Origin of the sequence: Rheinheimera sp. UJ51 (assembly GCF_020819615.1) — a bacterium.
Classification (GTDB): Bacteria; Pseudomonadota; Gammaproteobacteria; order Enterobacterales; family Alteromonadaceae; genus Alishewanella; species Alishewanella maricola.
This window is the reverse complement of the sequence record NZ_JAJHOG010000013.1, coordinates 1-14702: the sequence shown is the minus strand read 5'-3', so window position 1 is coordinate 14702 and position 14702 is coordinate 1. Positions and strand designations below refer to the sequence as shown.

Genomic DNA, 14702 nt, shown 5'->3' with positions numbered 1-14702 from the left:
CTATGAATGCAGAAAAGTTTAGTGCGTTAGTTAAGGAAATAACTACTGGAAAAAAACTTCCAGATGCAACTTATCTGCACAAGGATGCATTTTCTGCAATGCCGCCTGTATTGGCTAAGTTCGTTCAAGTTGTCGCTAACGCACTCAAGATAGCCGAGGAAGATTGGAACATCGTTAAACTATCTAAAAACAATTTTCGTTTATCTTTACTAAGTTACCCTGATTTTTATACAGAAGCCTATCCCGCATTAAAACAAAGTGTTTCTGTAGACCTAATCAAGCTACAACATCGTGTTACACACTATCACGAGCACGACAACCCTCCAATTCTTCATAGAAAAGAGCACTTTATCCTACCTGAACACCCTGAATACGATAGTTTTTGTACTATTACTCAAGAAGGCGAAGCGGCAGGTTTATACGATAACCCTCGTATGATTGGCTTTCAAGCAAGCTGGCTACGACTTATCGCTAAACACGGATATGAATTGGTAGATGGCAGATTATTCAGAAGTTCAGCAGTACAAAGTATGAATGATGAGCATAATATCGATAGACACAGAACAGCTTTAGTTAGACATGAACTCTCCGCACCAATGAAAACCTTGGCTAAACACGGTTTTCTGCAAGGCGATTATTCAATCTTCGATTATGGGTGTGGCCGAGGTGACGATCTGCGTGAACTAGAAGCGCACGGCTTAGATGTTGTAGGCTGGGATCCTAATTTTAGACCAGATGCTGACAAAGTTAGCTCGGATATTGTGAACATTGGTTTTGTTATTAATGTTATTGAAGACAAAGACGAACGTTTAGATGCCCTGCTCGGCAGTTGGGAGCTCACACAAAAACTGCTCGTTGTGTCAGCTATGCTTGCAAATGAAAGCTACATCTCGCAGTTTCAGCCCTATAAAGATGGTGTTATTACATCACGTAATACTTTTCAGAAGTACTACAACCAAAGTGAGCTAAAAGAATTTATCGAAACAACTCTTGATGAGAACGCCATTGCGATTAGTCCCGGTATTTTCTATGTGTTTCGTGATAAAGATCTTGAACAACAATTTCAACAAAACCGCCAAAAACGGCATTACCAATGGCAACATTTAACTGCTCCTGAACCGGTTTCAGAAAGCCAAGCACGCTTAATGTTTACGCAACACCAACTGCTTTTTGAGGCTTTTTGGAAATGTTGTTTAGAATTTGGTCGTTTGCCAGTAGAAGATGAATTTAGTGAGTATAAAACACTAATCGACGTTGTAGGCTCACCCAAGAAAGCACTTCGTTTAGTCACCAAATGGTTTAGTCAGGACGAGTTTGACCAAGCTGCAACCATGCGCAAAGAAGACCTACTTGTATATTTTGCCTTGGCCCAGTTTCAAAAAAACAGAGGATATACACATCAGCCTGAAAGTCTTAAGCGAGACATTAAGACATTTTTTGGAAATTACACTACTGCATTAACACAAGCAAAAGAACTACTTTTTCTTATAGCTGATAATGAGTTAATAGCAACTATTTGCTTGGAAGCACAGGGCCTATTGCCAGCAAGTCAAATAGGCTTCGAGCATGATATAGCCCACAGTTTAACCTTACATAAAGACTTTATTACCCTATTACCGATAGTTTTACGTGTGTATGTTGGCGCGGCACTTCAAATGTATGGGGAATTAGATGACATTCAACTTATTAAAATTCACTTTCACTCAGGAAAAGTGACCTTGTTAGGGTATGAGGGGTTTTATGACTCCCCATTACCACAGCTAAAAGAGCGCGTTAAAATTAAAATGGCTGAGCAAGAAGTAGACTTTTTCGATTACATACACCCTGAAAAACGACCTCTTCTACTAGATAAAATTAGCTATATTGATGACACTTTTGATGATTACAAAAAGCAAAAGGCGTTTAATAAACGCCTTCTTAAAGAACTTAGCTGCAATGCAAATGACTGTACAAATATCAACTACGCACAGATGTTGGAGATATTAGCCCAAAGCAGACAAAGAATTAACGGTTACACTTTATGTTCAATATAAATTTCACTATTCAACCCGAGAGTTTTTTTATAAAATACATGTCGTCTTCCAACAGCTCGGGATCTTGGTCTATTTCAGACTTAATTAATTCTAAACCACCATTAGCATAAGATTCGATCTCTCTTTTCACTAGCTTCACTTGTTTTGACACAAAATCTTCGTCATTCACTTCTATCGCATTCATATCAAAGTCTGAAACTGCAATAGCGCATGTTAAAAGGCTGTTTGTAAGTGAACTAGGTTGCCAATTCTTCATTTCCCAAAAATCTTCTAGCTTGTCTTCATCAGTAAGATCGTATCTAGCCTCTTTATATAACCCAATGAAAAAGGCGTAAGTGTATAACTCATAAGCACTTGAGAAGCTTTTAGCTTTTATGTACTTATCTCCTTCAGCTCCACCACCAAATTGAGTAACTTGCTCGAAAAAACCTTTAAATTTTGGTAGAAAGCCCGGCCTAATATTACCTAATTTATTTTTAAGTGAGATCATATCTCAACCTCGCTAATATTGATGCTTAATTCAGTTCTATTATCACTATTTCCGGATAGGTTTTTGGGTTCGATTTTATAAACATTCCCAACATTAAAATCTTTTAGAATAGCTCTACGTTCATCGTCTAAAAAATCATATGTCATTACAATGCTTTGTTTGAACCTATTACTAAGGACCTTATAAAAACCATTAGTGTAATTGTTAGCCATTTTCGATGTTGGAGCATCAGATATAAGTGAGTAATTAAGACTCCATTTTGCACGAGCAGTAAGTATAGACATAATAAGTGCTAACTTAACTAAAATTATATTCGCATCATTAGGCGAATTGATAATAAAACCTTCACTATCTACTATTTCAGGGATACAACTACCGTTTGAAAGCCTCTTAAACTTTATTCTCCCTTTAATTGCTTTATTGTTGACCGTCATTTCTTTAAAAATATCATTTGATGAGTCTTCTAAATTTTTTATAATCTCTTCAAATACATTTTGTTTTGTTGATTTGACTATCAGTTTTAGCTTTTTAAAGATAATATCAGAAGTCTCAATTGCAACATCAATTTCACCAGTGACTAGTTTATCAAGCTTTCCCTGTAGTTCAATTTTTTGATCTAACAACTTAGCCAATTTCGTGGAAAACTCACGCTTCTTCTGTTCATAGATATCCTGACTCTTACTATGCTGTTTATAAGCACCAAGCACGTCTTCCGATTTATCTTCTTCTATCAAGGTATCGAATTGCCTATCTATTTCTCTGATTTGTTTTCCTGTTTCTGCAAGTTCTTTTTTCAGTTGCTGTATATTTTCAAGTTCTTCTAAAATTGATTTATCGGTGTCTTTAACAGAAACCCCATAACTTAAATTGTTCTTATATAAATCTTCAAATTCACTGAAGAAATTATTTTTGAAAACGTTCTCAACAGGTTTTCTATTCATCAAATTCAAAATATGGTCATGGGCATCTGAGCCTTTAGGAGCTGATCGTCCACAAACAAAACAAGATTCCTCATCTATCATTTGTTCAACATGAATTGGCTGAGGTACATTTAGCGGAAGTTTTACTTCTACAGCTTTACCTGCATTTTCTTTAAGAGAATGTTCAACTGCATATTTTTTGAATTTTGCTTCAAATTTTTTAAAAAACGGCTCTACATTCTTAAGAATCCAATGTTTATGAAATAAGTTTTTAGAGAAATTAGTATTCATTTTTACTAATTCTTGCTCTATCCTCTTGTAATTAGATTCTAGATGTTTTTTTTCTGACTTGTACTTAGCTTTCGCCTCTGCATCATCTATTTTGCTGATTAGTTCTTCAACTTTAATTTTCGCTCTTTCAATATTTTCATCACAAAGATTAATTTCTCTTTGATTCTTTTCGATATTTTCAATACATATATCTAACTCAGAATTTAAAGAGTTGCTCTTAGTTTCATCGGAGCTAATTTTACTCTTGTGCTTTTTTAAGTCTGTTTCAGCTTTAGCAGCGCCAGTTGTAACTATAGATATAAGGTCATCGTAATCAGATATATCAGATAAAAGATTTACAACCTTAGTTAAGGCGGTGCTATCCGCTAAATCCATTAAACTATCAACCTGTTCACCTTGAAACCACATGTAAGGTTTGATGTGCCCTGGTATAACTCTATTCAAGATAACACTATGCTTTTCAACCGGGACTAACTTCCACCTTGCGTGTGAAAATTCTGATATTAGCATTGTTGAATCTATATCAGATTTCCACTCTCGCTCCCCTAATTTAATAGCTGTGTAAATTCTTTCTAATTTATATTTAGTTTCATTTGTACTTGATACTATAAGTGTCACTTCAGCTGAAACTTTATCACCTATCTTACAGTCAAATTTAGCTTTATCAGATATTAAATTTTCTTTATATATTCTCGTATTAATCATTGATCTTTGATCTGATTGAAATACCTGATTATGAATAACCCAGTAGAACGCATCATAAATCTTAGATTTCCCGCCACCATTATCACCAATAATTAAGTTCAAACCGTCTGAAAATTTAAGAGTGTTTTCTGAATGTTCTCCATAATAACACTGGAAATTTTTCATGGAAATCGAATTAATAATCATGACCCATGTACCTCACTAGCGATTAAACCGTTAATTAACTTCAACGTTTGCGATGGATTATCTTCATTGCAGTAACTAAAGATCAATTTCTTTAATGATTCGACTAACAAAGATTCAGTTTTATTAGAAAATGATACTGAATCTAATTCAATATTTTCAATAGCGATTAACTCCAAAAACTCTTCATTTTTTAAGAACTGTGCAAGCATTTCATTTCTATCTTTAGCCACTAGTGTTCTCCTAATTCATTGTGTATTGCGTACAAGTCTAGATCGTAAAGGCTAGCTATTTGCTCAAATTTCTCCATTGCTTCATAATAATTTTTTGCCAATGAAGCAAAATAGATAACCCTAATTAACTCTTCTTTTACAAGATTTTTCTCAATATTAAAAGTAGATTCGTCTAGTCTGTGACTTGGCATTACTACTAAATCATATATTGTAGAATAATCTTTTTCGGGATGCTTACGTAGTATTCTTCCTCTGCGCTGAATAAATTGCCGTGGATTACCAGTACTAGAACAAAATATTGCTAACTCAGCTCTCGGTATATCGACACCTTCATCAAGACATTTCATAGAAAAAAGAGATTCTATAAGTCCTTGCTCAAAGCGTTCCATTACTTCTTTTTTATTTTTTGTCTCACCTGTGAAGGCATAGGCTCTGGTGTTTGGTGACAATTCATTTAATACAGATAAGTAATCGTTCATAATATTTTTCCCGTCATGGCTTTCGCCTTCAGGAACATAAACAAATGAATAGCTAAGCCCTTTTTGCTTACTTAAATGTTTTGTTAGAATCGATTTAAAAGCCAATTTTTTATTTTCTGCTTTATGAATAATTCTTTTTCTAGCAAGCAGCAATTTCTCGAGCGCATCGCTTTTAATAAATTTTTTGGTATTGTTGTCAAAAAATTTGGCGAGTTTTTTGCTTATTTCGATATAACGTTCCAATTCGTCTTCAGTGAGGGTAATCAATTTGGGGTAGTATTCATAACTACACAATATTCCCTGTTTTATTGCTTTCTCCATTGAAAATGAGTAAGTGTAAGGCTCTTGAGAGTTGAAAAATTTTTCAATAAGTTCATTTCCTTCTTCATCGAATTTTCTCTTTGGAGTAGCTGATAAAGCAAGTCTTTTTTTAAAATTCAAATCTGGAAGTAATAACTTCATCTTAGCGCTGCCAATATTGTGCGCTTCATCTGCTATTAGTAAAGTGTTGTTTGGTAGAGCATTTATATAACGTGAAAACCCTTCAGAAGAAAAAGTTTTATATGTACTTATTAAAATAAATGATGTTTTCACATCAAATGAAAGTTGAGTGGCCAGTTGATTTAGATTTTTTTTCCACTTGTAGTCCGATGAAACAAGGTAAACGTTTGAGAAATTAAAGAGTGCAACCTCTTCCGCCCATTGATTTAACAGTGTTTTTGATGGAACGAGGATGATAGCTTGGTATATTCCTTCTGATTTATACAAATTTAGTAAACAGTTTAGAGAGGTGATTGTTTTCCCTGTACCTGTCGCCATCGCAAAAATACCCTGCATGTCATTTTCTATCCAACTTTCATATGCTTCTATCTGATAATTTCTTGGTAAAGAATTGAAAGGAAACTTAGGTTTTAGTTTTTCTTCAGAAATTAGTACTTCAAGCTCTTTTTTATAGACTTTAATAATTTCTGAGGTATGTCTTATATTATATTCGTTTAACAGTGCTACCTCATCAGTTAGCAAATCTTCTATGGTTTTTTCATTCCCTAACGAAGAAACTGCGTTTAATACTTGATCAGCCTTTAAGTATTTGTATTGTTTATTCTCTTTACCGCAAATGCCGATAATGTCCTTCGTCTTGTCACGCACCTTATTTCTCTCGAATCCTCCCCCCCAGGAACGAAAAACTGATATGTTTTCACCATTTTCCAAAATACCATTTGCAGTAAAATTACAGCTGCCATCTATAAATATTGCATTTTCTTCGCTGTCAATAAATATTCCCTGTTTATAATGACTCATTCGATTAGGTATAAGCATGACTGGAATTAACTCTAACCTTCCTTGATTTACAAGATACTTTAAACAATTTAGAAACTGTGTTGATTCGCTAGTCAACGAATCATGCAACCAATTTAAGTCGGCTAAAAGTAATTCCTCGTCATATTGACTACTTATGTCCTCCTGTTCGAGGAGATTTATATCGGATTTGTAAAGAAAGTGATTGGTAACAATTTTTATATTTCCGCCACGATATATAAACTGTGCAAAACCATATGCAAGCAACTTAATTGCAGAAGAGCTAAAATAGCCTAACTTTAAATATACGGTTTTTGCTCGAGGGAATGCTTGGAGATAGAACTCAATAGGTAAATTCTTTGTGTCAGAACTATACTCGAAGTTATCAGGGAATTTTATGTCTACTAATTTCAAAGCTAAACTCCATGTAAATTAAAACAGTGGCAATTCATATCATTTAAACCACTGATTAGCTATGTAATAAAGGTTTTTTAGCACATCACATATAGTTACAATTTCAATTATACTGCTTTTCTAGCAACAAAAACGATAATTATGGGCTTGACATTTTTAACTACTATATCATTTTCCATGTTTAAATTTGTTACAAGTGTATACCACCATTAGGTATGTAAATTAAGTTTTCGTTCACCCAAAGTATAACAAGTATCTCGTTAAATCTGAGATAGTTGCGAGGAGCATGCTTTTCGATTGAAAGTTAGACAGTAAATTAACAAGTCTTGAGCTTTGAGTTTTTTAAAATCGGTCAAATTAGCAATAACCTAACAAAGTTTAGTTTTTTGGTAAAGGTAGTTTTTGAGCTTCGATAGAGTAAATTTGTTTGAAATATCTCAGGTAAATCAATCTTTAGTAAAGCTACTAAACTTTAAGTTACGGAAAATTAGCTTTATTTTATGTTTTAGCTATTGAAAAGCCCTTACCTCTTTCGAAAACTTAGAATACACGGTAACATCGTTTCTGGACAAATCCTCCAGAGAAAGTATTTAGCTATGAAAGCAAAATTTACAGGTCATGACACATTCCCTCTTCGTTATGGATGGTTATATAAAGCAATTAACCATCTGAATTCAGGTGGTATTTTTTCAAGTTCTGACGAAAACAGTATTCGGCACTCTGTCGTTGAACTTGGAGTTGGTAAAAATATGGTAAAAGCTATTCAGTATTGGGCTGAGTCGGCAGGCGTTATTAAGGCTGAGCGTAATGGTAGTTTGTCTAACCATACAATAACTGGAAATGGTGAGTATCTATTTGGTAAGTGCGAACACTTAACGGGGCGCGATCCCTATCTAGAGCAGCTGGGTTCGGTTTGGTTATTACATTTTTGGTTAAATTTTAATAATGAGCAATTAACCGCTTATCGTTACTTTTTTAACTATGCTAACGTGCAACACTTTGAAAAAACAAAGCTTGTAGAGGACTGCTACGAGGATGCGAAGCGTTTGGTAAAAAGTGAAGCCGGCAATATTTCTACGATTAAAAAAGACGTCGATTGCTTTTTAAACATGTATAGCAAAAAACTGAAAACAAGCTTGAAAAAGGTAGATGAAGACCACTTTACGTCTCCTCTTGCAGAGCTAAACTTAATTCAAGACAACAGCCGTTCTTTTTACGTTAGTAACTTAACAGAGCGGCCTGAAATACCTATTCAAATATTTGTTTACGCACTTCTCGAGTTTTTTAAAATTGAAACTAAAGACTCTAAAGTTAGCACCATAGACTTCGACTCACTCCTGACAAAGCCTTGTTCACCAGGGCGTATTTTTCGCTTGTCTGAGTCAGGATTAGGGCAACAACTAGATGAAGCTCAGAAGTTCACAGATAAGGGCATATCTTGGGTTGACTCCTTAGGATTACGCCAGGTTTCTGTTTCAGCATCTTTAAAAAATGACACGATTAACTTCCTAAACGACTATTATGGCAAACTCAATGTCTGACTCTCTCATTGCTATTAATCAGCGCTACAAAAGCTCAACCCGAATTGACACGGACAGCAAAGATCTGACTCAATTTATAGATGCCTTCATACTGCATGGAACAGCTATCAATGTACTTGATACTATAAGTCGGGAATTTGAAGGTAGTGACCAAAGAGCCTATACCATTACAGGGCCGTATGGCTCTGGGAAATCAACTGTCGCACTATTTTTATCCTGTTTACTTTCAACAGATTCTGAACAAAGAAATTACGCACTACAAAAACTAAACGGCTCTCAAAGTACAGTTGAAAATTTCGAAAAACGTTTCAATATTATTAAAGGTTGGAAAACGGTCAAGCATGTTTGTGGGTTAGAAGCGCCGGCTAACAGCTTGCTAGTAAGTTTGTTGACCTCCTTTAATCATGAGTTCAACGTTGAAGAGATCGCCGGATTAAATGATGATAAATGTCTCGCTAGAATTAAGAAGCTATTGCAACAGCAGAACGAGAAAGAAGATGGCGTTTTAATTCTGCTCGATGAAATGGGTAAGGCGTTAGATTATCAGTCGCGTGCTAACAAAGACTTGCATTTATTTCAGTCGTTAGCCGACATCGTGCAACAGGCTAAATTGCCTGCACTATTGATAGGCTTTTTGCATCAAGCTTTTTCAGACTATGCAAAAAATAAAGATTCTAAAACACAACAGGAATGGAGCAAGGTTCAAGGACGCTATCGTGATGTTAGCTTTAACCCCTCTATTGATGAATCACTTGTTTTAGTTGGTGACTCAATACTTCGCTCTCCTCAAATCAATAAAGCGATAGAGACTAAACACCGAGATTTAGTAGAAATAGTGAGTTTTGCTTTTGCTAACCAAAACAAGAATCAAATTGCACTAAGCAAAACACTACCACTTGACCCGCTTGTTAGCTTATTAATAGGCCCTGTTTCACGTCGCCGATTTTCGCAAAATGAGCGTAGTTTGTTTGGTTTTTTAGCTTCACATGAAAAGTTTGGCTTTAGAGAGTTTTTAGAAACGGAATACTGCTCTTTTAATGAAGATTTAGAGTTATACCGGCCTGAAATGTATTGGGACTACCTGCATCATAATTTACACCATCTAATCGTTACCTCTCAGGATAGTAAAGCTTGGTTAGAAGGTTGTGATGCAATTTATCGTGCAGAGCAAAAAGGTGGCGAGCTGCATATCGCGATTGCAAAGCTAATCGCATTATTGACAATATTTGGTTTTCACCATCAATTGCATGCTAAGCACTCGTTTTTAAATGAGTATTTTGTAAAACGCGGCTATGATGCGGATGACGTGAAGCAATCAGTAAAAGATCTGGAAACCTGGACTGTCGTAATTTATCGGCAAAAACACGATGCTCTCTTTGTGTTTCAAGGCAGTGATATTGATATCAATAGCTTGATTAGTGAGAGGGTAGAAGCTATCAGCCATGGTGTTGATTGGACTGAAATATGTGATATTCCACAAAGTATCTTAGCGACAGCGCATTACCATAAAACAGGAACAATGCGCTGGGCAACAACTAAGTTAGTAAGTAAATACGACGAAAAAGTGTTCAGCGCATACGAAAAGCCTCCTTTAACGGGGGAAGCATTCACGACATTTATTTTGTGCGTAAATAACGATGTATTTACGGAAGTTAGTCGTCATGCAGAAAAAATGCGCTTCATGATGATAGGTAAATTCGATGATTTCTCTAATCTTAAGAAAGCTGCGATAGAGCTTATTGCTCTAAGACAAATTCTTAAAGAAGAGAAAAAAATTGCTCATGATTTAATCGCTAAAAGTGAATTGGAAAACCGTATTAAGTTTGCTCAATCCAGTGTTAGCTATCAGCTCCAATATGCATATAAGAATGCAGTATGGTCTCACTGTAATAACGAACTTGCCTCATCACCATTAAGTTTTATTGCCTCGAAAATTGCAGATGTTATCTTTTATAAGTCACCATCAGTTATTAATGAGCTTGTGAACCGCTCTAAGCCTTCTGGTAGTGCTAATAGTGCAATACGCAAGCTAATGACTGCAATGTTTACAAGTGGCAGTGAAAAAGATCTTGGTTTTGACGAAACCTCTTTTCCACCTGAAAAAGGCTTATATCTATCCTGTTTAAAAAGCAAAGGATGGCATACTGAAACATCAAAAGGTTTCATATTCCCAAGCATCTGGAGCACGGAAGCTATAGAAGCTGCACCTAATATGTATTCCTTATTTGAAAGTGGTTTTGAGTTCATAAAAAGTAACTCTGCGCAAAGAAACGTTACTATGGCAGAGCTTTATGAGATGTGGATGCAACCCCCGTTTGGCTTAACAGCCGGCCTTTGCCGAATATACGGCTTAGCACTTTTAAAAGCTCTGGAAGGGCAAGTAGCTTTTTATGACTGGGACTCCACCAATCAATTCATCTTTATCCCTGAACTAGATGAAGAGCTCGTTAATAAAATTTATAAACACCCTGCCGAAGCGGGAGTTCGATATTTCCAAATTTCCGAGATACAAAGCCACTTACTTGATAATCTCGCGCAAGCGACTCTGGGCGAGTCAAAAAATGAGGCTGCAATATTAAATATTGCAAAGCACATTGTTGGTATCGTACATAAACTGCCAGCGTGGGTTAAAAAGACTAGTGGTGAGAGTTTTACTGGTGATAAAACAAATGGCCTTACGAAGCAAGCAAGAGATTTTAGAAATAAGGTTATTGCAGCAAATGACCCATACAAACTAATTCTTGATGATTTGCCAGCGGTTTTTGGTTACGACAAAGACGACCCTACACTTGAAGACAAACTTGGTCAAAATCTAAAAACAGCGATTGAAGATCTTAGTGCACAACATGAGATTTTGTTAACCGGATTCAAACAAATTATCATTAATGTTTTAGGTGAAGATTTTAACGCTATCTTGAAGGAGCGTTGTGAATTCGTCGAAAAAATTGCAAAACGTCCTACTGTTAAAGACCTTGCCTCTAGAATTGCTCAGTTTATTGACGGTAAGATGAAGTTTGAGTTTATTATAAACTTGGCTGTAGGTGCTCCTGAACGTAATTGGACTGATAAATTATTACGAAATGGTTTAGATGAATTGCAAAATTTATGTGTGCAATTTAGACGAATCGAATCCTTTGGTACAATTCAAGCAAAAGGAACGTCAAAGCCTCTCGCTTTTATGACAACCGACGTTAATGGCGAGCATCAAGAATTTGGCAGTTTTATAAAACATAATTTAGAAACAGATATTGACGTACTATCTGCAGTAGAGAATATTAAAACTTCCATCTCCAATATTTCCAAGGAGAAACAACTTGCTGCACTTGCGAGTTTACTTACTAGTTTGATGGAACTGAGCGAGCCAGAGGGAAATAATGACTGAAAAAGTTAAACATGTTTTGGGACTTTCTGGAGGTAAGGACAGTAGTGCCTTAGCATTATTTGTAAAGGAGACTTATCCAGATTTAAATGTAGAATATTTTTTTACAGACACTGGGTATGAGCTACCAGAAACTAACGAGTTTATTGACAAGCTAGAGGAAAAGCTTGGTTATATTCATAGGTTAAATTCACGCTCTTTAAACAATATAGAAGGTAGAGGCGAAAAAGACTTTGCTCATTTATTGAAAGAGCATGGAAATTTCCTTCCCTCTCAAAGAGACAGATGGTGCACAGTACAAATGAAACTTAAACCATTTGAACAATGGCTAGATAGTTTTATTAAAGACGGTTACAAGATAAAAAACTATGTTGGTATTCGTGCTGATGAACCTGAACGTACAGGTTATATGACCATAGAAAAACCTATCGAGTCGGTTTTCCCATTCAGAGAGCATGGCATTGTTCGTAGTGATATTGAAAATATCCTGCAGCGAAATGGTTTAGAGCTACCAGAATATTACAAGTGGCGATCGCGCTCAGGTTGCACATTTTGCTTTTATCAAAGAAAAATAGAATGGGTAAAGCTAATGGAAAAGCACCCGGATCTGTTTGAGGAAGCTAAAGCTTTTGAAAAAGGTGATGAAAGTAACACAACTGTGGGCGAACGTTTTTATTGGATGGGACAAGGGCAGCCATTAGAAACCTTGGAAAACCCAGAAGTACAACAGCGAATTATTGAAAACCACGAGAAGAAAGTTGCTAGGTTCAATCAAAAGAAACGTCGCAATGCACTATTAGGTGATTTTGAAGGTTACTGTGAATTCAATGAGCTTGATGATATTTACGACGAAGCTGAGGGTGGTGGAGCATGTGTAACATGCTACAAATAATTGTTGGATAGAAATAGAGCGGCTAAAGAGCCGCTTTAGTGATAGCGTTGACTAATTCATCAATTTCTGAGTACGTCACTTCATTAGTAAAACTAATACGCAATGTCCTATCAGCAAGTTCTCTATTTAAGCCTATGGCAGTAAGTACGTGTGATGCTTCAATTTCACGCGAAGAGCACGCAGAACCTTGCGCTAAACAAAAGCGCTGGGAATTCTTTTGAAGTAATAAACTAGTATTAGTTTTAGGTAAAGTTAAAGAAATTATATGTGGTAGTACGTCCTCATTGCCATTTACAATAAAGTTTACGCCTGACGTTTGTAGTTTTTCTATTAAATAATTTCGTATGTTTTTCTTTTTAAAGCCTTCGTAGTAATTTGGAAAAGTTGCTAGCGCTGCTCCGAAGCCACTAATTAAGGGCGCGGCAACAGTCCCCCCTCTAATGCCTTGCTCTTGACCAGCACCATGAATTACAGGCTGTAATTCTCTTTTTCTTAAATCTCGAATATAGACAGCACCTATCCCTTTAGGACCTCCGATTTTGTGCGCTGAAAAAGACATAATATCAATGTTCATTGCATCAACATTAATAACTTGTTTACACAAACTTTGAGCCGCGTCACTATGAAATAAAATTCTGTTATCGAAACAAATCTGACCAATTTCTGCAATTGGATTTATGGTGCCTAGCTCATTATTTACATGCATTATAGATACTAGCGCAGTATCTTCTCTCATGGCTTTCTTTACGCTTTCCGCATCAATTATTCCAAAATCATTAGGTTTTACCAAAGATACTGAGAAACCATTATTTTTTAGGTGGTTGCATATTGAAAAAATGCATTTGTGTTCTATAGCACTAACAACAATGTGTTTTTTTTTGGACAGCTCAGTATCTCCTAGTAAGATACTCTTTATAGCAATATTGTTAGACTCAGTAGCCCCGCTCGTAAAGATAATTTCACTAGGATATGCGCTAATATGATCAGCAATTTTCTCGCGGACATCATCGACTATAGCTAACATTTGTTCACCTAGAAAATGGTTAGAAGATGAGTTTGCAAAACAGTTATCAAATGCGTTTCTCAGGGCTGTTTTGACTTCAGGTAAAATTGGATAGGATGCAGCCGAGTCAAAATAAATCATTATGTTCACCGTGTTAATATATAAAACCGCAATGTTTAATACTTAATATGATACTTATTCATTGTTAAGTGCCGGCGTATAACGCTAAATATTTATGAAATATAATAAATGCTACTTAATCTAGATAAATAAAAACGAAAGGTTACCAAAGATATGTGCTATATTATTTTGCGTTTCTCATTGGGGAAAATTCTAGTCTTTTAGACCTTATTGATATTCTACATCAACGCGGCTTCCAAAACTTAGCCATTTTTCTTTATATTTTTTTGCGATTATATAGGTAACTAGTCTTGCTGCTCGTTTAGTCGCTTTGTATTTCTGATTTAGTTTAATTTAATTAAGTCATTAATCATCGTTTTCAAATCTATCCCAAACGCTCTCCCAAGCATAAATGATGTCTTCGCTAATTGAATATTTTTCACTAACTTGTTGACGAGTTATCTCCCCTCGCCGAATCGAATTTATGATTTTTTTTTGAAATCTTTCCGCGTGTGCATGTTTCGGATGAATCCGAACACTGATTTCGGTTCAATCCGATCACTCATTTCGGTTTAATCCGATCGCTTGTTTCGGTTTTATCCGATCACTTTTAGCCCTTTTCCGAAATAGCTGATCGGAATGCCGAAATGCCATTCTTTTTCTAATCAAATCAACTGGTAAGCTCTACCTAATTTTAATTAACTTAGGTAGGCGTTGACC

General features: G+C 35.7%; 9 protein-coding genes. 4 read left to right on the top strand and 5 right to left on the bottom strand.

Features of this window, described 5'->3' with window-relative positions; genetic code table 11:
• Window positions 1-2: 2 nt before the first annotated feature.
• Window positions 3-2033, top strand: coding sequence for a DNA phosphorothioation-associated putative methyltransferase (locus LMJ53_RS14145; RefSeq protein WP_229587699.1), 2031 nt, complete (start codon window positions 3-5; stop codon window positions 2031-2033).
• Between the two features lie 10 nt (window positions 2034-2043).
• Here the strand turns inward: LMJ53_RS14145 and LMJ53_RS14140 are convergent, their stop codons facing one another.
• Genes LMJ53_RS14140 through LMJ53_RS14125 form a run of 4 tightly spaced genes read right to left on the bottom strand, consistent with a single transcriptional unit; the run spans window position 2044 to window position 7047 of the window.
• Window positions 2044-2523 carry a hypothetical protein gene (locus tag LMJ53_RS14140; protein ID WP_229587697.1) on the bottom strand — a complete coding sequence of 160 codons (480 nt, stop codon included), beginning with the start codon at window positions 2521-2523 and terminating at the stop codon, window positions 2044-2046.
• A complete protein-coding gene (locus LMJ53_RS14135) occupies window positions 2520-4625 on the bottom strand; it encodes an AAA family ATPase (RefSeq protein ID WP_229587695.1) in 2106 nt (701 codons plus the stop codon). Before LMJ53_RS14135 ends, LMJ53_RS14140 begins: the two co-directional genes overlap by 4 nt.
• Window positions 4622-4855: a hypothetical protein gene (locus tag LMJ53_RS14130; protein WP_229587694.1), complete on the bottom strand. Its 234-nt coding sequence runs from the start codon at window positions 4853-4855 to the stop codon at window positions 4622-4624. Before LMJ53_RS14130 ends, LMJ53_RS14135 begins: the two co-directional genes overlap by 4 nt.
• Window positions 4855-7047 (bottom strand): DEAD/DEAH box helicase family protein, encoded by a 2193-nt coding sequence (locus LMJ53_RS14125; protein WP_229587692.1) that lies wholly within the window; start codon window positions 7045-7047, stop codon window positions 4855-4857. The genes LMJ53_RS14130 and LMJ53_RS14125 overlap by 1 nt, the downstream gene beginning before the upstream one ends.
• A 596-nt stretch (window positions 7048-7643) precedes the next feature.
• Between LMJ53_RS14125 and LMJ53_RS14120 the strand changes: the two genes are divergently transcribed.
• From LMJ53_RS14120 to LMJ53_RS14110, 3 genes are read left to right on the top strand one after another with little or no spacing between them, the layout of a single operon-like run.
• Window positions 7644-8588 carry a DUF4007 family protein gene (locus LMJ53_RS14120; protein ID WP_229587690.1) on the top strand — a complete coding sequence of 315 codons (945 nt, stop codon included), beginning with the start codon at window positions 7644-7646 and terminating at the stop codon, window positions 8586-8588.
• Window positions 8581-11970: an AAA family ATPase gene (locus tag LMJ53_RS14115; protein WP_229587688.1), complete on the top strand. Its 3390-nt coding sequence runs from the start codon at window positions 8581-8583 to the stop codon at window positions 11968-11970. Before LMJ53_RS14120 ends, LMJ53_RS14115 begins: the two co-directional genes overlap by 8 nt.
• Window positions 11963-12859, top strand: a complete 897-nt coding sequence (locus LMJ53_RS14110) for a phosphoadenosine phosphosulfate reductase family protein (RefSeq protein WP_229587686.1) — start codon at window positions 11963-11965, stop codon at window positions 12857-12859. The genes LMJ53_RS14115 and LMJ53_RS14110 overlap by 8 nt, the downstream gene beginning before the upstream one ends.
• Before the next feature lie 22 nt (window positions 12860-12881).
• Here the strand turns inward: LMJ53_RS14110 and LMJ53_RS14105 are convergent, their stop codons facing one another.
• Complete coding sequence (locus LMJ53_RS14105; RefSeq protein WP_229587684.1) at window positions 12882-14003, bottom strand: cysteine desulfurase family protein; 1122 nt, start codon at window positions 14001-14003, stop codon at window positions 12882-12884.
• Window positions 14004-14702: the final 699 nt, after the last annotated feature.

What these genes read in the sequence shown, in the direction of transcription:
- LMJ53_RS14145 (WP_229587699.1), top strand. Translation starts at nt 3, where the DNA reads ATGAATGCAGAAAAGTTTAGTGCGTTAGTTAAGGAAATAACTACTGGA.
- LMJ53_RS14140 (WP_229587697.1), bottom strand. Translation starts at nt 2,523, where the DNA reads ATGATCTCACTTAAAAATAAATTAGGTAATATTAGGCCGGGCTTTCTA.
- LMJ53_RS14135 (WP_229587695.1), bottom strand. Translation starts at nt 4,625, where the DNA reads ATGATTATTAATTCGATTTCCATGAAAAATTTCCAGTGTTATTATGGA.
- LMJ53_RS14120 (WP_229587690.1), top strand. Translation starts at nt 7,644, where the DNA reads ATGAAAGCAAAATTTACAGGTCATGACACATTCCCTCTTCGTTATGGA.
- LMJ53_RS14115 (WP_229587688.1), top strand. Translation starts at nt 8,581, where the DNA reads ATGTCTGACTCTCTCATTGCTATTAATCAGCGCTACAAAAGCTCAACC.
- LMJ53_RS14110 (WP_229587686.1), top strand. Translation starts at nt 11,963, where the DNA reads ATGACTGAAAAAGTTAAACATGTTTTGGGACTTTCTGGAGGTAAGGAC.
- LMJ53_RS14105 (WP_229587684.1), bottom strand. Translation starts at nt 14,003, where the DNA reads ATGATTTATTTTGACTCGGCTGCATCCTATCCAATTTTACCTGAAGTC.